General features: G+C 69.0%; 22 protein-coding genes. 9 read left to right on the top strand and 13 right to left on the bottom strand.

Annotated elements, in window-relative coordinates:
- The 5 genes from VD964_RS13265 to VD964_RS13245 are packed head-to-tail and all read left to right on the top strand — an operon-like array spanning position 1 to position 4,354.
- Positions 1–639: a HEAT repeat domain-containing protein gene (locus VD964_RS13265; RefSeq protein ID WP_324869049.1), complete on the top strand. Its 639-nt coding sequence runs from the start codon at positions 1–3 to the stop codon at positions 637–639.
- A gap of 4 nt (positions 640–643) precedes the next feature.
- Positions 644–1,522 (top strand): protein-glutamate O-methyltransferase CheR, encoded by an 879-nt coding sequence (locus VD964_RS13260; protein ID WP_324869048.1) that lies wholly within the window; start codon positions 644–646, stop codon positions 1,520–1,522.
- Positions 1,519–1,917 carry a response regulator gene (locus tag VD964_RS13255; protein ID WP_324869047.1) on the top strand — a complete coding sequence of 133 codons (399 nt, stop codon included), beginning with the start codon at positions 1,519–1,521 and terminating at the stop codon, positions 1,915–1,917. The genes VD964_RS13260 and VD964_RS13255 overlap by 4 nt, the downstream gene beginning before the upstream one ends.
- A complete protein-coding gene (locus tag VD964_RS13250) occupies positions 1,914–4,112 on the top strand; it encodes a chemotaxis protein CheA (protein WP_324869046.1) in 2,199 nt (732 codons plus the stop codon). The genes VD964_RS13255 and VD964_RS13250 overlap by 4 nt, the downstream gene beginning before the upstream one ends.
- On the top strand, positions 4,112–4,354 hold the full coding sequence (locus VD964_RS13245; RefSeq protein WP_324869045.1) for a hypothetical protein: 243 nt from the start codon (positions 4,112–4,114) through the stop codon (positions 4,352–4,354). The genes VD964_RS13250 and VD964_RS13245 overlap by 1 nt, the downstream gene beginning before the upstream one ends.
- Before the next feature lie 7 nt (positions 4,355–4,361).
- Here the strand turns inward: VD964_RS13245 and hydA are convergent, their stop codons facing one another.
- From hydA to VD964_RS13220, 5 genes are all read right to left on the bottom strand, one after another.
- Complete coding sequence (gene hydA, locus VD964_RS13240; protein ID WP_324869044.1) at positions 4,362–5,804, bottom strand: dihydropyrimidinase; 1,443 nt, start codon at positions 5,802–5,804, stop codon at positions 4,362–4,364.
- Between the two features lie 14 nt (positions 5,805–5,818).
- The gene (locus VD964_RS13235; protein WP_324869043.1) at positions 5,819–6,514 is read right to left on the bottom strand and encodes a TetR/AcrR family transcriptional regulator; all 696 of its coding nucleotides are present in this window, start codon (positions 6,512–6,514) and stop codon (positions 5,819–5,821) included.
- Between the two features lie 176 nt (positions 6,515–6,690).
- Positions 6,691–8,037 carry a Zn-dependent hydrolase gene (locus VD964_RS13230; RefSeq protein ID WP_324869042.1) on the bottom strand — a complete coding sequence of 449 codons (1,347 nt, stop codon included), beginning with the start codon at positions 8,035–8,037 and terminating at the stop codon, positions 6,691–6,693.
- 165 nt (positions 8,038–8,202) lie between these two features.
- A complete protein-coding gene (gene preA / locus VD964_RS13225) occupies positions 8,203–9,486 on the bottom strand; it encodes an NAD-dependent dihydropyrimidine dehydrogenase subunit PreA (protein ID WP_324869041.1) in 1,284 nt (427 codons plus the stop codon).
- 17 nt (positions 9,487–9,503) lie between these two features.
- Complete coding sequence (locus VD964_RS13220; RefSeq protein WP_324869040.1) at positions 9,504–10,814, bottom strand: NAD(P)-dependent oxidoreductase; 1,311 nt, start codon at positions 10,812–10,814, stop codon at positions 9,504–9,506.
- Between the two features lie 343 nt (positions 10,815–11,157).
- Between VD964_RS13220 and ogt the strand changes: the two genes are divergently transcribed.
- Together ogt and VD964_RS13210 are read left to right on the top strand one after the other, a co-directional pair.
- Positions 11,158–11,679, top strand: a complete 522-nt coding sequence (gene ogt, locus VD964_RS13215; protein ID WP_324869039.1) for a methylated-DNA--[protein]-cysteine S-methyltransferase — start codon at positions 11,158–11,160, stop codon at positions 11,677–11,679.
- Between the two features lie 130 nt (positions 11,680–11,809).
- Positions 11,810–12,121, top strand: a complete 312-nt coding sequence (locus VD964_RS13210) for a hypothetical protein (RefSeq protein ID WP_324869038.1) — start codon at positions 11,810–11,812, stop codon at positions 12,119–12,121.
- 47 nt (positions 12,122–12,168) lie between these two features.
- Here the strand turns inward: VD964_RS13210 and bdcA are convergent, their stop codons facing one another.
- Complete coding sequence (bdcA, locus tag VD964_RS13205) at positions 12,169–12,882, bottom strand: SDR family oxidoreductase (protein WP_324869037.1); 714 nt, start codon at positions 12,880–12,882, stop codon at positions 12,169–12,171.
- Between the two features lie 163 nt (positions 12,883–13,045).
- Between bdcA and VD964_RS13200 the strand changes: the two genes are divergently transcribed.
- Positions 13,046–13,573 carry a helix-turn-helix domain-containing protein gene (locus tag VD964_RS13200; RefSeq protein WP_324869036.1) on the top strand — a complete coding sequence of 176 codons (528 nt, stop codon included), beginning with the start codon at positions 13,046–13,048 and terminating at the stop codon, positions 13,571–13,573.
- 23 nt (positions 13,574–13,596) lie between these two features.
- Here VD964_RS13200 and VD964_RS13195 read toward each other — a convergent pair whose 3' ends face one another.
- The 4 genes from VD964_RS13195 to uxaC all read right to left on the bottom strand — a co-directional run bounded on the left by VD964_RS13195 (position 13,597) and on the right by uxaC (position 18,735).
- On the bottom strand, positions 13,597–14,517 hold the full coding sequence (locus tag VD964_RS13195) for a sugar kinase (RefSeq protein ID WP_324869035.1): 921 nt from the start codon (positions 14,515–14,517) through the stop codon (positions 13,597–13,599).
- A 40-nt stretch (positions 14,518–14,557) separates the two neighbouring features.
- On the bottom strand, positions 14,558–15,424 hold the full coding sequence (locus VD964_RS13190; RefSeq protein ID WP_324869034.1) for a DMT family transporter: 867 nt from the start codon (positions 15,422–15,424) through the stop codon (positions 14,558–14,560).
- Positions 15,425–15,577: 153 nt separating this feature from the next.
- Positions 15,578–17,101 carry an altronate dehydratase family protein gene (locus VD964_RS13185; RefSeq protein WP_324869033.1) on the bottom strand — a complete coding sequence of 508 codons (1,524 nt, stop codon included), beginning with the start codon at positions 17,099–17,101 and terminating at the stop codon, positions 15,578–15,580.
- A gap of 233 nt (positions 17,102–17,334) precedes the next feature.
- The gene (uxaC, locus tag VD964_RS13180; protein WP_324869032.1) at positions 17,335–18,735 is read right to left on the bottom strand and encodes a glucuronate isomerase; all 1,401 of its coding nucleotides are present in this window, start codon (positions 18,733–18,735) and stop codon (positions 17,335–17,337) included.
- Positions 18,736–19,045: 310 nt separating this feature from the next.
- Here uxaC and VD964_RS13175 point away from each other — a divergent pair, with 310 nt between their 5' ends.
- Positions 19,046–19,828, top strand: coding sequence for a GntR family transcriptional regulator (locus tag VD964_RS13175; RefSeq protein WP_324869031.1), 783 nt, complete (start codon positions 19,046–19,048; stop codon positions 19,826–19,828).
- 47 nt (positions 19,829–19,875) lie between these two features.
- Here the strand turns inward: VD964_RS13175 and VD964_RS13170 are convergent, their stop codons facing one another.
- The 3 genes from VD964_RS13170 to kduI form a co-directional block, all read right to left on the bottom strand.
- Positions 19,876–20,253, bottom strand: coding sequence for a cupin domain-containing protein (locus VD964_RS13170; protein WP_324869030.1), 378 nt, complete (start codon positions 20,251–20,253; stop codon positions 19,876–19,878).
- A 72-nt stretch (positions 20,254–20,325) separates the two neighbouring features.
- Positions 20,326–21,099, bottom strand: a complete 774-nt coding sequence (kduD, locus tag VD964_RS13165) for a 2-dehydro-3-deoxy-D-gluconate 5-dehydrogenase KduD (protein ID WP_324869029.1) — start codon at positions 21,097–21,099, stop codon at positions 20,326–20,328.
- A gap of 14 nt (positions 21,100–21,113) precedes the next feature.
- Positions 21,114–21,950, bottom strand: coding sequence for a 5-dehydro-4-deoxy-D-glucuronate isomerase (gene kduI, locus VD964_RS13160; protein ID WP_324869028.1), 837 nt, complete (start codon positions 21,948–21,950; stop codon positions 21,114–21,116).
- Between the last annotated feature and the right edge of the window lie 120 nt (positions 21,951–22,070).

Here is a 22,070-nt window from a genome sequence, read left to right as displayed (position 1 = left end):
ATGGGACTGGTGAAGAAGAAGGCCGGCGCCGCGCCATCCGGTCCTCCGGCACCCGACGCGCAAGCCGATCGGATGGCCGATCCGCTGGCGGCGCTGGAGGATGCCGACGCATCGGTCCGCCGCGACGCTGCCCACGGACTCGGCCATACGGCCACTCCGGGGGCCGTCGCGGCGCTCGCCCGCCGGCTGGAGGCGGAGGGCGATGCCGGCGTGCGGGAGGCGATCCTCACGTCGCTCGCCCGCATCGCGACGGACGAGGCGGCGGCGGCGCTGCTCCCCTTCCTCGACCGCGAGGACGCGGCCCTGCGCAACGGCGTGCTGGAAAGCCTGCAGCAGATGCCGGCGGAGGTCGCCGCTCCGGCCCTGCTGCCGCTGCTCGGCCATGCCGACCCCGACCTGCGCATCTTCGCGGTGCAGGGGCTGGGCGGCCTTGCCCATCCCGGCCGGGCGGACTGGCTGGCCGCGGTGATGGAGCGCGACGCCGACGTCAATGTCGGCCTCGCCGCGGTGGAGGCGCTGGCCGAAGCCGGCAGCCCGGAGGCGCTGTCCAGCCTGGAGACCCTGGCCCGGCGCTTCCCCGACGATCCCTTCGTCGCCTTCGCCGTCGATGCCGCCCGCTCCAGCTTCCGAGGCGGGTGAGCGCGTGAGGGAGAGCGAACCGGACGGCCTGTCGCCGGAGGACTATGCGACCCTGTGCGATTTCCTGCGGGATCGCACCGGCCTGTCCTTCACCGAGGCCAAGCGCTATTTCGTCGACCGCCGCGTCGCCGCCCGTATGCAGGCGGTCGGCGCGACGGGCCTGCGCGCCTACCTGAACCTGCTGCGCTTCCAAGCGTCGGGGGAGGAGCTGCAGCGGCTCGTCAACCTGATGACGGTGAACGAAACCTATTTCTTCCGCGAGAAGTACCAGTTCGACTGCCTGGTGAACTCCGTCCTGGACGAGCTGGTGCGGGACAAGCCGAAGGGATCGCGGCTGCGCATCTGGTCGGCCGGCTGCGCCACGGGGGAGGAGCCCTATTCCATCGCCATCATGCTGCTGGAGAACTGGCGGCGGGTTGACGATTACGAGATCGAGCTGCTGGCGTCGGACATCGACAGCGCCGTGCTGGAACGGGCGCGCGAGGGCATCTATGACGAGCGCGCCCTGCAGGGGCTGCCGGCCCATCTGCGCGCCAAGTATTTCCAGCCCATGCGCGGGACGGCCGAGGCCGGAGGGCCGCGCTGGCGGATCATCGAGGACTTGCGGGAGTCCGTCGATTTTTCCCTGGTCAACATCGCCGACCCGCAGCAGGTGCGTGGATTCCGCGGGATCGACGTGATCTTTTGCCGCAACCTGCTGATCTATTTCGACGACCTTGGCCGACGGGAGGCGGCGAGCATGTTCCACGATGCCCTGGCGCCGGGCGGCTTCATCTGCCTCGGCCATTCGGAAAGCATGAGCCGCATGTCCTCGCTGTTCGTTCCGCGCCGCTTCCCCGACGCGATCCTCTACCAGAAGCCCGTGGACGGAGGTGCGCCATGACGGATGGACCGCGCATCCTGGTGGTGGACGACGCCGTGACCGTCCGCGCCTTCAGCCGCCGCGTGCTGGAGGCCGACGGCTTCGTGGTGGACGAGGCGGTGAACGGCATCGAGGGGCTGGAACGGGCGATGGCCGACCCGCCCGATCTGGTTATCGTCGACGTCAACATGCGCAAGATGGACGGCTACACCATGCTGCGCGTCCTGCGCCGCGACCCGGCGTTGCGCAACGTGCCCGCCATCATGATCAGCACCGAATCCAAGGACAGCGACCGCGAACAGGCGCTGCTGGCCGGGGCCAACTGGTACATCGTGAAGCCGCCGCGGCCGGAGATGCTGGTGGAGGCGGCACGGCTGCTGACCGGCCGTCCCACGGGACCGGAGGGGGCGCCATGAGCGAGCTGTTCGACCAGTTCATCGTCGAGGCGCAGGACCTGCTGGAGACCGCGGGCGGCGCGCTGCTGGCGCTGGAGCGCGACCCGGCCGACCGCGCGTCGGTGGACGAGCTGTTCCGCGCCTTCCACACGCTGAAGGGGGCGAGCGCCCTGTTCGAGATGGCGCCCTTCACCCGGCTGGTCCATGCCGGGGAGGACACGCTGTCGCTTCTGCGCGACGGCCGGCGCGCCATGACGCCGGACTTGGCCGACCCGCTGTTCCGCGTGCTCGACCAGTGCGCCCGCTGGGTGGCGGCGCTGGAGACTGCCGGCACGCTGCCCGACGACGCACCCTCCGCAGCCGAAGCGCTGGTCCGCGGGCTTGCGGGGGAGGGGGCAGCGGAGAATACGGCCGCCGTCGGTGGGGAGACCGGGACATTCCCCTGGCTGGTGGCGCTGACGGGGGAGGAGAGGGTGGCGGCGGGCGAGGGGCGGCTGACCGCCATCGACTACCGGCCCGATCCGGAGTGCTTCTTCATCGGCGACGACCCGCTGGCGCTGTTCCGCCGGGTGCCCGACCTGCGGCTGCTGCGCATTGAGCCGGCCGAACCGCTGCCGGCACCGGCGGAGATGGACCCTTACCGTTGCGTCCTGCGCTTCCACGCGCTGAGCGGTGCCGAGCCGGAGGCGGTGCGGTCGGCCTTCCGCAGCGTGCCCGATCAAGTGCACATCGCCGCCGTCACGCTGAAGCCGGCCGAAAAGCCGGCCGTGACTCCCATTGCCGTGGCCCCACCGGATTCGCTGGCAGCGCGCATGCTGGAGGAGCAGGGGCGGATTCTGGAGTTGCCCGGCAGCGTCGTGGAGCGCGACTCCCGCCGCGCCGCGGTGGCGCGGGCGGTCGCCGCGATCCTGGCATCGCTCGGGCGTCCGGCCGACCGGCGCATGATCGAGGCCGCCTGTGCCGATGCCGGCACGCTGCACCGCTTCCTCGCCGAAGGTCCGGCCCGTCCCGCGACGCCCGAGGCGCCGCCGGCAGCCATCCCCGCCGCCCGCCGCGCCCTGCGGGTCGAACCGGAACGGATGGACGCGCTGATGGCCCTGGTGGGCGAGCTGTCGGTGGTGAAGGGGCAGCTGGGACCGCTGCTGCGCCGTGCCGAAGACGCTGAACTGGCAGCGGAGTTGCGGCGCGATCTGAAGGGCTTTTCCGCCCGGCTGGACACGCTGGTCGGCGATTTGCGCCATGCGGCGTTGCGCCTGCGGCTGCTGCCGCTGGCCCGTGTCTTCGATCCGCTGCCGCGGCTGGTGCGGGACACCGCCCGCCGGCTGGACAAGACGGTGGAGCTGGTGCTGGAGGGGGCCGAGACGGAGGCCGACAAGGACATCCTCGATGTGCTGGGCGAGCCGCTGCTGCATCTGGTGCGCAACGCCCTGGACCACGGCATCGAGCCGCCGGACCGCCGCACGGCCGCCGGCAAGCCGCCCGGCGGCACCCTGCGGGTCGGCGCCTTCCAGGACAAGGGCGGGGTGGTGGTGGAGGTGTCGGACGACGGCGCCGGCATCGATCCTGCGGCGATGCGCCGTGCCGCCGTCGCCAAGGGGCTGCTGGTGCCCGACGCTGCCGCGGCGCTGTCGGACGCCGACGCGGTGCGGCTGGTCTTCTCCCCCGGCTTCAGCACCGCAGGCACCGTCTCCGACCTGTCGGGCCGCGGCGTCGGCATGGATGCGGTGCGGGCGGCGGTCGAACGGGCCGGCGGCCGGGTGGAGATCGCGTCGACCCCCGGAACCGGAACGCGGGTGCGGCTGTCCCTGCCGCTGACGCTCAGCATCACCCGCGTGGTGGTGGTGGAGGTGGCGGGCGCGCTCTACGGCATTCCCGTGGCACTGGTCGGCGGTATCCAGCGGGTGCCGCGCGCCGCCATCCGCGCGGTCAAGCGGGCGGAGAGCGTGGTGCTGCGCGACCGGGTGGTGCCGCTGGTCCGGCTGCGCCGCCTGCTGGGCCAGCCGGAGGACGGCCGCGTCCGCGAGGCGGATTGCGTGGTTCTGGCCGAACTGGGCGACGGCCCGGTCGCGGTCGCGGTCGACGATGTCGGCGAGCGTGCCGACGTGGTGTTGCGCCCGATGACCGGCGTGCTGCGCAGCCTGCGCGGCTATGCCGGCACCGCCGTGCTGGGCGACGGCCGCCTGATCCTGGTGCTCGATTTGCGGGAGCTGCTGTGATGCCGGTCCGGTTCGACGCCGACCTCGCCCGGTTCGAGGCCGCCTGCACGGCGGAAGAGGCGCTGCCGCTCGCCGAATGGCTGGAGACGGCGGCAGAGCCGCGGGTGGATTTGTCCGCCTGCACCGAACTGCACACCGCCCTGCTGCAATTGCTGCTGGCGGCAAGGCCGGCGCTGGCGGCAGCGCCGGAGGATGCCTTTCTGGCCCGCTGGGTCGGGCCGCTCCTGGCGAAGGCCGGGTGAGGCCCGCTTACCGCTCCACCGCCGTCGGGACGTTCAGGGCGTTGCGCTTCGCCACCGCCTCATAGACCGGCGGGAAGGCCGGGCGGTTGACGTAGCGGCCGGCGCCGCGCACGGCGCGGCTTTCGCCCAGCGCGTGGACGATGCGGCCCTGGCTCAGCGTGTAGGCCGGGGTGCCGGTGACGGTCATGCCTTCGAAGATGTTCAGGCCGACCTTCTGCATCTGGGTCTTGGCCGAGATGGTCTTGGTCGCCTTCGGGTCCCACACCACCAGATCGGCGTCGGCCCCGACGCTGACCGAGCCCTTGCGCGGGTAGAGATTGAAGATCTTGGCGGCATTGGCGGAGGTGACGGCAACGAACTCGTTCATCGTCAGCCGGCCGGTGTTGACGCCGTGCGTCCACAGCGCGGTCATGCGGTCCTCGATGCCGGCCGTGCCGTTCGGAATCTTGGTGAAGTCGTTGCGGCCCATCGCCTTCTGCTCGGCGCAGAAGCAGCAATGGTCGGTGGCGGTGGTGTGCAGGTGCCCGGCCTGAAGGCCGCGCCACAGCGCGTCCTGGTGCTCCTTCGGGCGGAAGGGCGGGCTCATGACATGGCCGGCGGCGAAGTCCCAGTCGGGGTTGCGGTAGACGCTGTCGTCGATCAGCAGATGGCCGGCCAGCACCTCGCCGAACACGCGCTGGCCGCCGCTCTGGCCGCGCTCGATCGCCTCCAGCGCCTCCTTGGCGGAGACATGGACGATGTAGACCGGCACGCCGAAGACCTTCGCCACCTGGATGGCGCGGTTGGCGGCCTCGCCCTCCACCTCCGGCGGGCGGGACAAGGGATGGGCCTCCGGACCGGTCAGGCCCTGGGCCAGCAGCTTCTTCTGCAGCTGGAAGACCAGTTCGCCGTTCTCGGCATGGACGGTGGGGATGGCGCCCAACTCCAGGCAGCGCTGGAAGCTGTTCACCAGCGTCTCGTCGTCGGCCATGATGGCGTTCTTGTAGGCCATGAAGTGCTTGAAGCTGTTCACCCCATGGTCGGCGACCAGCGTGCCCATGTCCTGCCGCACGCTCTCGTCCCACCACGTCACGGCGACGTGGAAGCTGTAGTCGCCGGCCGCCTTCTCCGCCCAGCCGCGCCAGGTGTGGTAGGCCTCCATCAGGCTCTGTTTCGGGTTGGGGATGACGAAGTCGATGATCATTGTCGTGCCCCCGGCAAAGCCGGCGGCGGTGCCGCTGAAGAAATCCTCGGTCGTCACCGTGCCCATGAAGGGCAGTTCCATGTGGGTGTGCGGGTCGATGCCGCCGGGCATGACGTAGCAGCCGCCGGCATCGACCACCTCCGCCCCTGCCGGCACGTCCGGATTGTCGCCCACCGCGGTGATGATGCCGTCCTGGCAGAGGACGTCGGCGCGGCGGGTGTGCTCGGCGGTGACGACGGTACCGCCGCGGATCAGGATGGTGGACATGCTCGGGCGCTCCCTCAGAGGTTTTGTGGGACGGAGTCGGTGGGCGTTTCGGAAATCTGCGGTTCCGGCAGGCCGGCGGCGCGCAGGACCAGCCGAAGCACCTCCGCCGTCATGGCGGTGAAGTCCTGGCGGCTCAGGCTGCGGCGGCCCAGCACCTTGCGGATCTGGACGTCGAAGTCGGCGTAATGCTGGGTCACCGCCCAGATCATGAACAGGAACTGGCGGGCGTCCACCGGGGCCATGCGGCCGGCGGCGACCCAGCCGTTGATCACCGCCGCCTTGGCGTCGACCAGCGATTTCAGGTCCTCCGCCAGGAAGCGTTCGACCTGGGTCCCGCCATGCAGGATTTCGTTGGCGAAGACCTTGGAGGCATGGGGACGCGTGCGCGACGCCTCCATCTTGGCGGTGACATAGGCGGTCAGCGTCGCCGCCGGATCGGCATCGGGGGTGAAGGAGGCGATCGGCGCCAGCCACATCCGCAGGATGTTGTCGAGCACGGCGCGGTAGAGGTCCTCCTTGGTGCCGAAATAATAATGCAGGTTTGCCTTGGGCAGGCCGGCCCGCTCGGCGATGTCGGCCATGGTGGCGCCGGCACAGCCGGCCTCGGCGAAGACGCGCTCGGCCGCCTTCAGGATGCGCTCGACGTTCTCACGCCGGATGCGGCCCTGGGGCGACGTTGTATCGGTGGTGTCGGCAGCCGTTCGCGCCATCGCTTTGATAACCACTCATTCATTGCCGGGGCTAATCCCCTCTCCCCCCGCTCACGCGCAAACTTTGTTTGCGCTGACGCGACAGGCGGACCTTTGGTCCGCCGAAAGCGGGGAGAGGGTCAGGGTGAGGGGGATGCGTTGCGGGACTCTCCAAGAATCCACGCTGTGCGTCCCCCTCACCCAACCCTCTCCCCGCTTTCGGCGGACCTATGGTCCGCCTGTCGCGTCAGCGCAAACAAAGTTTGCGCGTGAGCGGGGGGGAGAGGGGCAGTTTGCTCGGCCATGGCGTTGGCTCGGTCGAGCACGGCGTGCAGCAGCACCTCGCAGCCGGCGGTCGACCATTCCGGCGTCGTCTCCTCGACCTCGTTGTGGCTGATGCCGTCGATGCAGGGGATGAAGACCATGGCCGTCGGCGCGATCTTCGACAGGTAACAGGCGTCGTGCCCGGCGCCCGATACGATGTCGCGGAAGCTGTGGCCGGTGCGCTCCACCCCCTTGCGGACGGCGGCGACGCAGGTCTCGTCGAACTTGATCGGGGCGTAGTACCAGATCTGCTGGAAATCGCTCTCCAGCCCGATCTCGCCGGCGATGCGCTCCACCTCGGCGCGCAACTCGCCGTCCATGGCGGCGAGGATGGCGTCGTCCGGGTGGCGGAAATCGACGGTGAAGAAGACGCGGCCGGGGATGACGTTGCGGCTGTTGGGGTGGATCTGCATCAGCCCGACCGTGGCGCAGGCCAGCGGGCCGTATTTCAGGCCGATGCGGTTGACCGCATCGACGACGCGGGATGCCCCCAGCAGCGCGTCCTTGCGGCGGACCATCGGGGTCGGGCCGGCATGGGCCTCCTGGCCGGTGAAGGTGATCTCGTACCAGCGCTGGCCCTGGCAATCGGTGACGACGCCGATGGTCTTGCCCTCGATCTCCAGGATCGGACCCTGTTCGATGTGGGCCTCGAAATAGGCGCCGACCTTGCGGCCGCCCACCTCCCGGTCGCCGGCATAGCCGATGCGGGCCAGCTCCTCGCCCATCGTCTTGCCGTCGAGGTCGGCGCGCGACAGGCCGTACTCCAGGTCGAACACCCCGGCGAAGACGCCGGACGAGACCATGGCCGGGGCGAAGCGCGAGCCCTCCTCGTTGGTCCAGACCGCGACCTCCACCGGGGCCTCGGTGACGTAGTTCATGTCGTTCAGGCTGCGCACCACCTCCAGCCCGGCCAGCACGCCATAGACACCGTCATATTTGCCGCCTGTCGGCTGGCTGTCGAGATGGCTGCCCATGACGACCGGAGGCAGGCTGTCGTCGCGGCCGGGGCGGCGGGCGAAGATGTTGCCCATCTTGTCGACCGACACCGTGCAGCCGGCCTCCTCGCACCAGCGCACGAACAGGTCGCGGCCCTGTTTGTCGAGGTCGGTCAGCGCCAGCCGGCACACGCCGCCCTTGGGCGTGGCGCCGATCTGCGCCATGTCCATCAGGCTCTGCCACAGGCGCGAGCCGTTCACGGCGACATTCTGCGGGGTGGACATGTTGCTCTCTCCTGAACGGAACGGCGCCCAATCCTTCTTCGGTCGGGCTGGCGCCATTTCTGTTTCGACGTCATCCCCGCGAAGGCGGGGATCCAGAGTTTCGGAAGCGGCCCCTTTGGCAAAGCCTGGATCCCCGCCTTCGCGGGGATGACGGCCGAGGGGGCGTCATTCGGCGGCTTCGGGAACGCGCATCGGGTTGCGGGCGTCGTTGGGCCAGGTGACGTAGGGCAGGTCGGTCTGCTCCGGCACCATGGTGATGCAGTCCGGCACCGGGCAGATGTGGCTGCACAGGTTGCAGCCCACGCACTCCTCGTTGACCACGGTGAAGACGCGGCGGCTCTCACCCGCGTCGATGCGGATCGCCTGGTGCGAGGTGTCCTCGCAGACGATGTGGCAGCGGCCGCAATCGATGCACAAGGCGGGGTCGATCACCGCCTTGGTCGAGAAGTTCATGTTCAGGTCGTTCCAGTTGACGACGTTGCGCACGGCACGGCCGCTCAACTCGTCCAGGGTCCGGTATCCCTTCTCGTCCATCCAGTTGGACAGGCCGCCGATCATGTCCTCGACGATCTTGAAGCCATAGGTCATGGCGGCGGTGCAGACCTGGACGTTGGTGGCGCCCAGCGCCAGGAACTCCGCCGCGTCGCGCCATGTGGTGACGCCGCCGATGCCGCTGACCGGCAGGTGCCTTGTCTCCGGATTGCGGGCGATCTCCGCCACCATGTTCAGCGCGATCGGCTTCACCGCCGGGCCGCAATAGCCGCCGTGGCTGCCCTTGCCGTCGACCACCGGCGTCGGCGCCATGGCGTCGAGATCCACTGCGACGATGGAGTTCACCGTGTTGATCAGCGAGATCGCATCGGCGCCGCCGCGCTTGGCCGCTTCCGCCGACCACAGGATGTTGGTGATGTTGGGGGTCAGCTTGACGATCACCGGCAGGTTGACGGCGTTCTTCACCCAGCGGGTGACCTGCTCCACCATCTCCGGCACCTGCCCGATGGCGGAGCCCATGCCGCGCTCGCACATGCCGTGCGGGCAGCCGAGGTTGAGTTCGAGCCCGTCCGCTGCCCCGGTCTCGGCGATGCGGCGGGCAAGGCCGGCCCAGGCCGTCTCCGTCATGGTGGCCATCAGCGAGACGACCATGGCGCGGTCGGGGAAGTCGCGCTTGACCTCCATGATCTCGCGCAGATTGACCTCCAGCGGCCGGTCGGAGATCAGCTCGATGTTGTTGAAGCCGATCATCCGGCGGTCGGTGTCGAGATGCGCGCCGTAGCGGCTGGAGACGTTGACCACCGGCGGGTCCTCGCCCAGCGTCTTCCACACCACGCCGCCCCAGCCCGCCTTGAAGGCGCGGACGACGTTGTAGGCCTTGTCGGTCGGCGGGGCCGAGGCCAGCCAGAAGGGGTTGGGGGAGCGGATGCCGGCGATGGTGCTGCGAAGATCGGCCATGATGTGGCTCCCTTTCCTCAGGCGGTCAGGTGGCTGTGGATGGCGAGCGCGGCGAGTTTGCCGTCCTGCACGGATTGGACCGTCAGATCCTCGCCCGTGCCGACGCAATCGCCGCCGGCCCAGACCTTGGCCAGCGTTGTGCGGTAGGCATCGTCGATGGCGATCTTGCCGCCGGTGACCTGCAGGCCATTCAGCGCGTCGGCCGACAGCTTCTGCCCGACCGCCTTCAGCACCATGTCGGCCTGGAGGGTGAAGGTCTCGCCGGTGCCGATCAGTTTGCCGTCGGTCAGGCGGGTGCGTTCGAAAGTGATGGTGGTGTCGCCGATCTCCTTGGGGGCGGCGAAGGTCTTGAGGACGACGCCTTCGGTCTGGGCCAACTCCTGCTCCCAGGCGGTGGCGCCCATCTGGGCGCGGCCACGGCGATAGACCAGGGTGACGTCCTCCGCGCCCAGGCGCTTGGCCTGGATGGCGGCGTCGATGGCGGTGTTGCCGCCGCCGATCACCACGACGCTGCGGCCGACGGCCGGCGGCTGGCCGGGGGGCGCCTGACGCACGCGCTCGATGAAGGCGGTGGCGTCCTCCACACCCGCACGCTCCTCGCCGGGGATGCCGAGCCGGTTGTTGGCGCCGAGGCCGAGCCCAAGGAACACCGCGTCGTAATCGGCGCGCAGGCTGTCCAGCGACAGGTCGGCGCCCAGTTTGCGGCCATGCTCCACCGTGATGCCACCGACGCCGAGGATGAAGGCCACCTCGCGCTGGGCGAAATCGTCGGCCATCTTGTAGGGGGCGAGGCCGTATTCGTTGAGGCCGCCGGACTTCGCCTTTGCCTCGAACACCGTCACCTCATGGCCGAGCGTGGCGAGGCGATGGGCGCAGGACAGGCCGGCCGGGCCGGCACCGACCACGGCCACGCGCTTGCCGGTGGCGGCGGCGCGGGCGAAGGGGTGGGCCGGCTCGCCATCGATGAGGCGGTCGGTGGCGTGGCGTTGCAGCCGGCCGATGGCGACGGGGCGGTCCTCCGCCCGGTTGCGGACGCAGGATTGTTCGCACAGCGTCTCGGTCGGGCAGACCCGGCCGCAGGTGCCGCCCATGATGTTCTCCGACAGGATCGTCGTCGCGGCACCCTTCAGGTTGCCGGTGGCGATGGAGCGGATGAAGGCCGGGATGTCGATCCCGGTCGGACAGGCCTTGATGCAGGGGGCGTCGTAACAGAACAGGCAGCGGTTGGACTCGGCCAGCGCCTGCACCGGCGTCATCGCCGGCGTCAGGTCGGCGTAGGGCGAGGGCGGACGGTCTTCAGTATCGGCAAGCGTAGCGATCAGGGTCATGGCGGATGGCTTCCCTTCGGTCGCAGAGCGGCGTGTCTACCGAAGCGTCAGCAACCCGCGTGCCAAGAGAACCAACCAGCACTGCCAAGGCACGGAGGCGGCGGAAAAGCTGACTGTTCGGTCAAGAACTGACGGTATGGACAGGCATGTTCCGATCATGCCAGCCATGCGGATTGCACGCAACTCAGCCTTTTGGAGCCTCTTTTGGCGGCGATGCGCAAGAAAATCCGTTGAGCGGCGCAGGTCGAGGACAGGAAATTGCGCCCTATCAAAGAGTTGCGTCGCAAAGGCGGTGCCTTCATTTTCGGCAGCGCGCCTATGCATCAGGGATAGGGGTGTCGCCATGTCCGCTGTCTCCAGCCTGCTGATCGACCGCACCGCCACGCCCATCGGCGAGTTGATCGTCGTCGCGGATGAAGAGGGCGCCTTGCGGGCCATCGACTGGACGGACCACGAAGACCGGCTGCACCGCCTGCTGCGACTTCATCATCGCGGCGGGTACGAATTGCGGCAGGCAGCCGATCCGGGCGGGCTGACCCGTGCGATGAATGCCTATTTCGCGGGCGAGCTTGCGGTGATCGACCGGTTGCCGGTGCGTACCGGCGGGACGCCGTTCCAGCGTGCGGTGTGGGCGGCGCTGCGCGCCATCCCCTGCGGCGGCACCGTCAGCTACCGCGAACTGGCGGCGCTGGCCGGACGTCCGGCGGCGGTGCGGGCGGCGGGGCATGCCAACGGCGCCAACCCGATCAGCATCGTGGTGCCCTGCCACCGGGTGATCGGCTCCGCCGGGGCGCTGACCGGCTATGGCGGAGGGGTGGAGCGCAAGCGCTGGCTGCTGGCCCATGAAGGTGCGGCCGTGCGGTAGGGGAGTGGTCCATACCGCTTCTGCACAGCGCACTTTGCGGCTCCGGCCCGGTTGTTGAGGGAGGAGTGCCGCGGCCGGCCCATTTTCTGACCAGTCTGCGGTGCCGTCACCCCCAGGGAAGGAAGCGTCGATGGACAACCGGAACGACCAGAACCAAGCCGGTGGGCAGGATCAGGCCCAGGGTGGAAAGGGACGCGACGATGACCGGATGCGGGACGTGATCGATCAGGCAAAGGACAAGGCCGCGGGCGATCTGTCCGGTCACGAGCAGGAGGCGCGCGAGGGCGGCGAGCGGATCAAGCGTTCCGTCGACGCCATGTCGCCCGGCAACACGCCGCAGGCCGGCGACGACCCGCAGCACCGCACCGGCAATACCGGCCACACGCCGCTGCCGGACGCCACCGGCGGCATGGGCGCCTCGCGCAAGGATCAGCAGAAATAAAAAAACGGGGGACGAGCACCGTCCCCCGTTTTTTTAAGTGCCGACGGTCAGGCGCCGAATCCGCCGTCGATGGTCTGGAACGAGCCGGTGATCATCGCGGCATGCGGGCCGGCGACGTAGGCGGTCAGTTCGGCGACCTCGTCGGCGTGGATGTGGCGCTTGATGGCCATGAACTCGCGCATGGCCGGCGCCATCGGCCCATCGGCCGGATTCATGTCGCTGTCGGTCGGACCCGGTTGGATGGCGTTCACGGTGATGCCGCGGTGGCCGAAATCGCGGGCGAGACCGCGCACCATGCTCTGCACCGCCGATTTGGTCATGCTGTAGGCGGCACCGCCGGCGAAGGGCACGCGGTCGCCGTTGACCGACCCGATGACGATGATGCGCCCGTTGTCGTTCATGCGCCGGGCCGCTTCGACCGACGCGTGGTAGGGCGCCCGGACATTGATGTCGATCATCCGGTCGACGGCGTCGGGATCGAAAGTCAGCGGATCGCCGATGATCGCCGTGCCGGCATTGACGACCAGCACGTCGAGCGCGCCGCGGTCGGCCACGGTGGCGATCAGGGCATCGCGGTCGGCGCTGTCGGTGCGGATGGCCTCCGCGCCGGTTTCGGCGGCAAGCGCGTCGGCGGCGTCCTTCGACCCGGCATAGGTGAAGGCAACCTCGGCCCCGGCCTTGGCGAAGCGGCGGACGATGGCCTTGCCGATGCCGCGGCTGCCGCCGAGGACCAGGACTTTGCGGCCGGTGAACTCACCCATGATGCGCTCCTTGAGAAAATGTAGTGAGCGCTATATAAATTCGGACAGGGGGTTTGCGCAAGGAGAAAATATAGTGGTCGCTACAGATTTGTCCCCAAAGGACTCATCCGGGGCACGCGGACGGCGGCGGTCGTTCGATGTGGACGAGGCGGTCGAGACCGCGATGAAGCTGTTCCATGCGCGCGGCTACGACGCCGTGGGCGTCGCCGAGCTGGGGGCGGAGCTGGGGATCAAGCCGCCGAGCTTCTATGCGGCCTTCGGCAGCAAGGCCGGGCTGTTCGAACGGGCGCTTCAGCGCTATGCGGCGGGGGAGGCGAACATCTTCGCGCGGGCGCAGGCGGAGGGAGGCAGCGTGGCCGAGGTGATCGAGCGCACGCTGCTGCTGGCGGCGCGGCTCTATCCGGAGCGGAACGGGGTGGCGGGCTGCCTCGTGCTCGACGGCGCGCGCAACAGCGCCGATCCGGAGGCCTGCGCGCTGGCCGAGGCGCTGAGGAAGGCCGGCGTGTCGGCGATCCGTGACTTCATCGCCGGGGAGGCGCCGGAACGGGCCGGCGAGCTGGCAGACTTCGTGGCGATCGCGATGAAGGGGATGTCGGCGGCGGCGCGCGACGGCGCGGACGAGGCGGCGCTCACCGCCTTCGCGGAAATGGCGAGCCGCGCCTTCCGCCGCGAACTGGCGGCGGAAGGCTGATCCGGCGTGCCGGATACCGGCGGTCAGGCCGGCATGGCGTCGCGCGGGATGATGGCGCCGCGGTGCTGGATGACGGCGGCGGCCAGCGTGTGGGCGGCGCGGGCGGCATCGACCGGGCCTTCGCCGCGCAGGCGGGCGGCGAGATAGCCGGCGCTGAAGCTGTCGCCGGCCGCCGTGGTGTCCACCACCGTGGCGACCTTCTGCGCGGGGACCTCGACGGCTTCGCCGTTCTCGATCACCACGCAGCCGGGCTGCTCCAGCTTCAGGACGATCTCGGTGACGCCGGCGTTGCGGACGCGGGCCAGCACGGCGTCGGCATCGGCGTCGCCATAGAGGTCGCGCAAGTCGGTGACGCCGGGCAGCGCTATGTCGGTCAGCCGCAGCATGCGGTCGAAGGCAACGCGGGCGGTCTCGATGTCCGGCCACAGGCGCGGGCGCCAGTTGGTGTCGAAGGCGACCTTGCCGCCGCGCGCCCGCACCCGCTGCAGCACCTCGAACAGGCGCTCGCGGCCCTGCTCGCCCAGGATGGCGATGCTGATGCCGGACAGATAGACGATGCCGTAGCCCTCCAGCGCCTTGGACAGCTCCGGCGTCTGGGGCAGGGCAAACAGCTCGCGCGCCGGGGCCTTGTCGCGCCAGTAGAGGAAGCGGCGCTCGCCGCTGGCATCCGTCTCGATCAGGTAGAGGCCGGGCAGGCGGTTCGGCACCCGCAGGACATGGGACGTGCCGACACCTTCCGCCGCCCAGGCGGCCACCATGCCGTCGCTGATGCTGTCGTCGCCAAGCGCGGTGACATAGTCGACCGGCGTGCCCAGACGCGCCAGATAGACCGCGGTGTTCAGCGTGTCGCCGCCGAAGCCCATGGTCAGCGACCCGTCCGGCCGCCGGAACATCTCGATCATGCATTCGCCGAGCGCGGCGACGCGGTTGGGCGTGTCGGTCATGTTTCTTCTCCACAAGCCGGGGATCGCCCCGGCAAATCAGTCATGACGCCGCAAGGCGGCGTTCGCGTGCCCGCATCCGTTCGCGGTGCGCGGTGTAGAGGCCGCTGGCGATGATCACGCCGGTGCCGACGAAGGTCCAATGGTCGGGAACCGCGCCGAAGACGAGGAAGCCGAGCGCGGTCGACCAGATCAGCTGGACATAGGTGAAGGGCGCCAGCACCGATGCCTCGCCCTGGCGGTAGGCCAGGATCAGCAGCCATTGCGACAGGGTGTAGACCAGCCCGATGAAGACCCCGAGCAGCATCTCCCACGGCGTCGGCCATGCCGCGTGTAGGGGAAGCAGCGCCGTCAGCACGATCAGGCCGGTGAGCGCGCTCCACACCATGGTGGTCAGCGGGTTCTCCTGCACCGTCATCTTGCGCGTCGCCACCAGCCCCAAAGCCCAGCTGAAGGCGGTCAGGATCGGCAGAAGCGAGGCGGGCTGGAAGCCGTCCGCCCCCGGCCGGATGACGATGATGACGCCGGCAAGCCCGACCAGCAGCGCCACCCAGCGGCGGATGCCGACCGTCTCCTTCAGCAGCAGGATCGACAGCACGGTGACGAAGACGGGCGAGACGAAGCTGATTGCCGCGGCCTCCGCCAGCGGCAGATGCTGCATCGCCATGATGAAGAACAGGGCCGAACCCAGCATGCCCATGCCGCGCAGCACCTGCAGCCCCGGCCGCGTCGTCTTCAGCACCCGCAGCGAGCCGCCGCGCAGAGCCAGCGGCATCACGAGCGCGGTGAAGACGACATAGCGCATCCAGGCGATCTCGGCCGGCGGCAGGGTCCGGGCGAGATATTTCGCCGTGGCGTCGGAGCAGGACAGGCAGGCCACAGCCAGCACCACCAGCAGGATCGCCCGCATCGGCTCCGTGCCCCTGGCCCCCGATCCAGTTGGCTGGATCGGGGTCTGCGGCGCATTCACCGGTTCGGGACCGGATTCAACACTGGTGCGCGGGGGGGAACTGTCAGGCATGGCGCCGGCTCGTCATCGGTCATGAAAAAGGGGGCGGACCCCTTACATAACCGCTCCCATCTGCCAAGGAGCGAATTCATCGGCGCCGACGCCGAGTTCCTCGCTCTTGGTCTTGCGGCCCGACGCGGTGTCGAGAACCAGCTGGAAGATCGCGCGGCCGACCTCCTCGATCGAGGCGTCGCCGCTGGCGATGGCGCCGCAATCGATGTCCATGTCGTCCGGCATCTTGCGGAACAGCTCGCTGTTGGTCGCCAGCTTCAGGCTGGGCGTCGGCTTGCAGCCGAAGACCGAACCGCGGCCGGTGGTGAAGCACAGCACATTGGCGCCGCCCGCCACCTGGCCGGTCGCCGACACCGGGTCGTAGCCGGGGGTGTCCATGAAGACGAAGCCCTTGTCGGTGATCGGCTCGGCATAGCGGTAGACGGCGGTCATCGGGGTGGTGCCGCCCTTGGCGACCGCGCCCAGCGACTTTTCCAGGATGGTGGTCAGGCCGCCCTTCTTGTTGCCGGGCGACGGGTTGTTGTTCATCTCGCCGCCGGTGCGGCTGGTGTACTCCTCCCACCAGCCGATGCGCTCGACCAGCGCCTCGCCCACCTCGCGGCGGACGGCGCGGCGGGTCAGCAGATGCTCGGCGCCATAGACCTCCGGCGTCTCGCTCAGCACGGCGGTGCCGCCGTTGCGGACCAGCAGGTCGACGGCATAGCCCAAGGCCGGGTTGGCGGTGATGCCCGAATAGCCGTCGGAGCCGCCGCATTGCAGAGCCAGCGTCAGGTGGCTGGCCGGCAGGGTCTGGCGCTCGACGGCGTTGATCTCCGGCAGCAGAGCCTCGATCCGGCGGATGCCCTCGCGGGCGGCGGCGGCGGTGCCGCCCATGTCCTGGATGCCGATGGGGATGACACGGGCGCCCGCTTCCAGGCCGGTGGCCTCCATCAGCTTGTCGATCTGGTTCACCTCGCAGCCGAGACCCAGCAGGATCACCGCGGCGAAGTTGGGGTGGCGGGCGTAGCCGGCGATGGTCCGGCGCAGCGTGTCCATCACCTCGCCGCTGCCGGCCATGCCGCAGCCGTAGCCGTGGGTCAGCGCGACGACGCCGTCGATGTTGGGATAGGCTGCCAGCGCGGAGCCGCGGAAATGGTCGGCGATCATCCGCGCCGCGGTGGCGGAGCAGTTCACCGAGGTCAGAACGCCGATGTAGTTGCGGGTGGCGACGCGGCCGTCCGGGCGAACGATGCCCTGGAAGGTGGCGCGCTCGGCCTCCGGGATCGGCTCGACCGGATGCACGTCGGCGCCGAAGGCATAATCGCGCTCGAAGTCGCTGCCCATGCCCATGTTGTGGACGTGGACATGGTCGCCCGGCTGGATCGCCGCGGTGGCGAAGCCGATAACCTGATTGTATTTGCGCACCGGCTCGCCCAGTGCGATGGCGCGCACCGCGACCTTGTGCCCGGCCGGCACCGGCCCGGTGGTCGCGACGTCAGTGCCGGGCAGAATGGTGCCGGGCTCCAGGTCGGCGCCGGCGACGACGACGTTGTCGGCGGGGTGCAGGCGGATGGTCAGCGATGCCATGGAAAGATGTCCTTGAGGCGCGGGAGACTTAAGATCCCCTCTCCCCCCCGGGGAGAGGGTTAGGGTGAGGGGGAAGCGTGGCGGGACCTTTGGGAAAATCCTGCGGTGCATCCCCCTCACCCCGACCCTCTCCCCGCTTTCGGCGGATCTTCGATCCGCCTGTCGCGTCAGCGCAAACTTCGTTTGCGCGTGAGCGGGGGGAGAGGGGGATCTGGGCGTTACAGCTCAACCAATCACAGCTTGTAGGCGTTCTTGGCGAGGCGGTAGGCGAGGTCGACAGCCAGTTCCGCCGCTTCGTCCTCTGCCAGCCGGTGTTCGGCCACCAGGCGGGCGAGGAAGCTGCAGTCGACGCGGCGCGACACGTCGTGCCGGGCCGGGATCGAGCAGAAGGCGCGGGTGTCGTCGTTGAAGCCGACCGTGTTGTAGAAGCCCGCGGTCTCCGTGATCATCTCGCGGTAGCGGCGCATGCCCTCGGGGCTGTCGTGGAACCACCAGGCCGGGCCGACGCGCAGCGCCGGGTAATGGCCGGCCAGCGGAGCCAGCTCGCGGGAATAGCTGTCCTCATCCAGGGTGAACAGGATGATGGTCAGGTCGCGCTCGTTGCCGAAGCGGTCGAGCAGCGGCTTCAGCGCCCGCACATACTCGGTGCCGCTGGGGATGTCCGCACCCTTGTCGCGGCCGAAACGCTCGAACACCAGGTTGTTGTGGTTGCGGAAGGAACCGGGGTGGATCTGCATGACCAGACCGTCTTCCAGGCTCATCCGCGCCATTTCCGTCAGCATCTGGGCGCGGAACAGTTCGGCTTCCTCGGCCGTCGCGCCGCCGCGGCGGACGATGTCGAACAGCTTCTCGGCCTCGGGGCGGGCCAGATCGGCGGTCGCCGCCGTCGGGTGGCCGTGGTCGGTCGAGGTGGCACCGAAGCTCTTGAAATACTGGCGGCGGTCGGCGAGCGCGGCGAGATAGCCGTCCCAGGTCGCGGTGTCCTTGCCGGTGATGCGGGCCAGTTCGGCGAGGTTTTCGCGGAAGCCCTCGAACTCCGGATCGACGACCGGGTCGGGACGGAAGGCGGTGATGACCCGGCCCTTCCAGCCGCTCTCGCGGATCGCCTTATGGTGCTCCAGCGTGTCGAGCGGCGATTCGGTGGTCGCCAGCACTTCGAGGTTGAAGCGCTCGAACAGGGCGCGCGGACGGAATTCCGGCTTGCGCAGGCACTCTTCGATCTGGTCGTAGATGCGGTCGGCGCTGGCGGCGCTCAGACGCTCGGTGACGCCGAACACCGTCTCGAAGGCGTGGGTCAGCCACATCGACGTCGGCGTGCCGCGGAACAGGTGCCAGTTGGAGGCCAGAAGGCGCCAGATGGCGCGCGAGTCGGACGAGGTTTCCCCGCCGTCCTTGCGCGGCACGCCCAGCTGCTCCAGCGGAATTCCCTGGCTGTACAGCATGCGGAAGGCATAATGGTCGGGCTTGACGAACAGGCTCGCCGGGTCGGGGAACGCCTCGTCCTTCGCGAACCAGGACGGATCGGTGTGGCCGTGCGGGCTGATGATCGGCAGGGCGCTGACTTCGCCGTAGAGGCGCCGCGCGATGTCGCGCTGCGTCGGGTCGCTCGGGAACAGACGGTCGGGGTGAAGCATCGGAAGCCTCTGCGCTGCAAGAGAGTGACAAAAGCAGGGTGGGGAGAAGGCGGGGTCCGTGCGGGGGACCGTCCCTACCGGCTGGCCGTATAATATTAATATATCAGATATGATTGCAAGCCCAATCATGCTCCCGACCACCTCTTGAGCCGCCTATGGCCTGCGCCCAGTCGCCGCACCCGAACCGGGCAAAAGGTCGGGCATGATGCTGGCGATGGGTTTGACCTTGGTAAAGCGGGGCGGGTAGATTGCGGGAAACAAGGAACGCCCCAGGGGCGGAAGACTGCCGCCCCGTTACACGCCTGCCGGAATGGAGTCATCGGTGAAGAAGGTCGCGACGACAGACGATGAAGGCGGCCTGGCCTCTGCAACCGCCCGCCGCGCTGCGGTGCCGGCCGCGACGGTCCGCCCGCCGCGCCGTGCCGCGACGGTGGCGTCGCGCATCTACCGCGACCTGCGGGCGGAGATCGTATCGCTGAAGCGCAAGCCCGGCGACGCCATCGCCGAAAAGCAGATCGCCGAGGCCTACGGCGTCAGCCGCACGCCCGTCCGCGAAGCCGTGCTGAAGCTGGCCGACGAGGGGCTGATCGAGATTTTCCCGCAATCCGGCACCTTCGTGGCGCGCATCCCGCTGGACGTCCTGCCGGAAGCCTTCGCCATCCGCAAGGCGCTGGAAGAGGCGACGGTGCGCTATGCCGCGGCGCGTGCCACGCGCAGCCAGATCGCAGCGCTGCGAGCCAATCTCGAGTTGCAGAAGGAGATGCAGGAGGCCGCGGATTTCGTCGGCTTCCACCAGGCCGACGAGGCGTTCCACGCACTGGTCGCGGAGATCGCCGGCTATCCCGGATTCTGGACGCTGATCCAGCAGACAAAGGTGCAGATCGACCGCTACCGCCTGCTGACCCTGCCGGTGCTCGGCCGCGTCGCCGAGGTGATCGCCGAGCACACCGCCATCGTCGATGCGATCGCGGCCAACGATCCGGCCGCCGCCGCCAAGGCGTTGGATGAACATCTGGACGACCTGCAGATCTCGGTCGCCGACATCCGCCGCGACTATCCGCGCTACTTCACCGCACCCGGCGATCTCGCCTGAGCCGAGGACAAAAGGGGGCCGGCCCGGCCCCCGTTGCCCACTGGCGCTCAAGCCTGGATGGCGTCGGCCGCGGCGGCGTAGGCCACCGGCTCGCCCAGGAAATCCTCGCGGATGGGCGTGAAGATGTCGAGCAGCACGCCCGGCTCCAGCGCCACCACGCCATGCAGCACGTTGGACGGCACCATATAGCCGTCGCCGGTGTTCAGGCGCTTGGTGCGGCCGTCGATGGTGACGTCGAAGGAGCCCTTCTCGACCACGGCGCACTGGACATGCGGGTGGCGGTGCTGCGCGCCGATGGCGCCGGCCTCGAACTCCACCCGCACCATCATCATGGCGTCGTTGTAGCCGAGGATCTTGCGCCGCACCCCGGCGCCGAGATCCTGCCAGGGGATATCGTCCGCGGTCACGAACACGTCGGTGGTCATTGGTTTTCTTCCTTCTTCCCCTGAGATCCCGCCGCCGCCCCGGACAGGGGCGGGAGCGGGGGTTGGTTCACGTCAGCGCGCCAGCCAGCCGCCGTCCACCGGCAGGGTGATGCCGTGGACATAGTCCGAGGCGTCGGAGGCCAGGAACACCGCCGGGCCGGCCATGTCGGACGGCAGGCTCCAGCGCCCGGCCGGAATGCGGCCGAGGATCTCGGCATTGCGCGCCTCGTCGGCACGCAGCGCCGTGGTGTTGTTGGTCTCGACATAGCCCGGCGCGATGGCGTTCACGTTGATGCCCTTGCCCGCCCATTCGCAGGCCAGAAGCTTGGTGACGCCGGCGATGCCGCTCTTGGAGGCCGTGTAGGACGGCACCCGGATGCCGCCCTGGAAGGACAGCATCGAGGCGATGTTGATGATCTTGCCCTTGGCGTCCTCACCTGCGGCCCGGCGCGCGAAGACATGGCGGCCGAACGCCTGACAGAGGAAGAACACCGACTTGATGTTGACGTTCATCACGTCGTCCCAGTCGGCTTCGCTGAAGTCGATGGAATCGGCGCGCCGGATGAGGCCGGCATTGTTGACCAGGATGTCGACATGGCCGAGACCTGCGACCACCTCCTCCATGATCCGGGGGACCGGTTCGATGCTGGTGAAGTCGGCGGAAATGGCGACGAAGCGCCGGCCGGTGCGCTCCACCATCCCTTGAGTTTCCACCGGCGGGGTGCGGCCGGCCACCGCCACGTCGGCGCCGGCCTCGGCCAGCGCCACGGCGATGGCCTGGCCGATGCCGGTGTTGGCGCCGGTGACCAGCGCCGTCCGGCCGGTCAGATCGAAGGACTTGGTCATGGCTGCGTCGGGCCTCAGCGCAGGCGGTCCATGGCGATGAAGTCCATGTCGGTGAAGTCCTGGTTGTCGCCGCCCATCGCCCAGATGAAGGTGTAGTTGCGGGTGCCGACGCCGGAGTGGATCGACCAGGGCGGGGAGATCACGGCCTGTTCGTTGGCGACGACGATGTGGCGGGTCTGCTCCGGCTCGCCCATCAGGTGGAAGACGCGGGCATCCTCCGGCAGGTCGAAGTAGAAATAGACCTCGCAGCGCCGGTCATGGGTGTGGCACGGCATCGTGTTCCACATGTTGTTCGGCTTCAGCACGGTCATGCCCAGAACCAGCTGCGCCGTGCGCACCACGTCCGGGTGGATCATCTGGTAGATGGTGCGCTCGTTCGACTGGGCCGGGTCGCCCAGATGGACGGCCTTGGCCTGCCCGATGGAGATCTTCATCGTCTCGAACCGTGCATGGGCCGGCGTGCTGTTCAGGTAGAACTTGGCCGGCTCGCGGCGGTCCAGGCTTTCGAAGGTGACGTCCTTGCTGCCCATCGCGACATAGAGGGCATCGCGCGGCGCCAGTTCGAACACGGAGCCGTCGACGGTGACGCGGCCGGGACCGCCGACATTGACCATGCCCAGTTCGCGGCGGTCGAGGAAGTTGGGCGAGCCGATCTCCTTGGACGACACCAGCTTGACCGGGCCGGCGACCGGCATGGCGCCGCCGATGACGAAACGGTCGATGTGGCTGTAGGTGAAGACGGTCTCGTCCGCCTCGAACAGGGTCGGAACCAGGAAGTGGTCGCGCAGCGTCTCGGAATCGAAGTTGCGCACCGCATCGGGGTGGGAGGCGTGGCGGACGGAGATTTTCATGTCGATCGGGTCCTTCGATTTCGGGTGGGCCGGCGATTCGGCAAGTCTGCCCCGATCATACTAATATACTAGTAAGATGGGCAAGCTCTAATGATGGAAAGCCGGACATTTCAGCCAACG

This window comes from Azospirillum sp. (assembly GCF_035628975.1).
Lineage (GTDB): Bacteria > Pseudomonadota > Alphaproteobacteria > Azospirillales > Azospirillaceae > Azospirillum.
The sequence above is the reverse complement of the archived record's forward strand: the minus strand, read 5'-3'. Positions and strand labels throughout refer to the sequence as shown.

What these genes read in the sequence shown, in the direction of transcription:
- VD964_RS13245 (WP_324869045.1), top strand. Translation starts at nt 4,112, where the DNA reads ATGCCGGTCCGGTTCGACGCCGACCTCGCCCGGTTCGAGGCCGCCTGC.
- VD964_RS13200 (WP_324869036.1), top strand. Translation starts at nt 13,046, where the DNA reads ATGAAGCTGTTCCATGCGCGCGGCTACGACGCCGTGGGCGTCGCCGAG.
- VD964_RS13210 (WP_324869038.1), top strand. Translation starts at nt 11,810, where the DNA reads ATGGACAACCGGAACGACCAGAACCAAGCCGGTGGGCAGGATCAGGCC.
- kduD (WP_324869029.1), bottom strand. Translation starts at nt 21,099, where the DNA reads ATGACCAAGTCCTTCGATCTGACCGGCCGGACGGCGCTGGTCACCGGC.
- VD964_RS13195 (WP_324869035.1), bottom strand. Translation starts at nt 14,517, where the DNA reads ATGACCGACACGCCCAACCGCGTCGCCGCGCTCGGCGAATGCATGATC.
- VD964_RS13230 (WP_324869042.1), bottom strand. Translation starts at nt 8,037, where the DNA reads ATGTCCACCCCGCAGAATGTCGCCGTGAACGGCTCGCGCCTGTGGCAG.
- VD964_RS13250 (WP_324869046.1), top strand. Translation starts at nt 1,914, where the DNA reads ATGAGCGAGCTGTTCGACCAGTTCATCGTCGAGGCGCAGGACCTGCTG.
- preA (WP_324869041.1), bottom strand. Translation starts at nt 9,486, where the DNA reads ATGGCCGATCTTCGCAGCACCATCGCCGGCATCCGCTCCCCCAACCCC.
- VD964_RS13220 (WP_324869040.1), bottom strand. Translation starts at nt 10,814, where the DNA reads ATGACCCTGATCGCTACGCTTGCCGATACTGAAGACCGTCCGCCCTCG.
- ogt (WP_324869039.1), top strand. Translation starts at nt 11,158, where the DNA reads ATGTCCGCTGTCTCCAGCCTGCTGATCGACCGCACCGCCACGCCCATC.
- VD964_RS13235 (WP_324869043.1), bottom strand. Translation starts at nt 6,514, where the DNA reads ATGGCGCGAACGGCTGCCGACACCACCGATACAACGTCGCCCCAGGGC.
- VD964_RS13255 (WP_324869047.1), top strand. Translation starts at nt 1,519, where the DNA reads ATGACGGATGGACCGCGCATCCTGGTGGTGGACGACGCCGTGACCGTC.
- VD964_RS13265 (WP_324869049.1), top strand. Translation starts at nt 1, where the DNA reads ATGGGACTGGTGAAGAAGAAGGCCGGCGCCGCGCCATCCGGTCCTCCG.
- kduI (WP_324869028.1), bottom strand. Translation starts at nt 21,950, where the DNA reads ATGAAAATCTCCGTCCGCCACGCCTCCCACCCCGATGCGGTGCGCAAC.
- bdcA (WP_324869037.1), bottom strand. Translation starts at nt 12,882, where the DNA reads ATGGGTGAGTTCACCGGCCGCAAAGTCCTGGTCCTCGGCGGCAGCCGC.
- hydA (WP_324869044.1), bottom strand. Translation starts at nt 5,804, where the DNA reads ATGTCCACCATCCTGATCCGCGGCGGTACCGTCGTCACCGCCGAGCAC.
- VD964_RS13185 (WP_324869033.1), bottom strand. Translation starts at nt 17,101, where the DNA reads ATGGCATCGCTGACCATCCGCCTGCACCCCGCCGACAACGTCGTCGTC.
- VD964_RS13190 (WP_324869034.1), bottom strand. Translation starts at nt 15,424, where the DNA reads ATGCGGGCGATCCTGCTGGTGGTGCTGGCTGTGGCCTGCCTGTCCTGC.
- VD964_RS13170 (WP_324869030.1), bottom strand. Translation starts at nt 20,253, where the DNA reads ATGACCACCGACGTGTTCGTGACCGCGGACGATATCCCCTGGCAGGAT.
- VD964_RS13175 (WP_324869031.1), top strand. Translation starts at nt 19,046, where the DNA reads ATGGAGTCATCGGTGAAGAAGGTCGCGACGACAGACGATGAAGGCGGC.
- uxaC (WP_324869032.1), bottom strand. Translation starts at nt 18,735, where the DNA reads ATGCTTCACCCCGACCGTCTGTTCCCGAGCGACCCGACGCAGCGCGAC.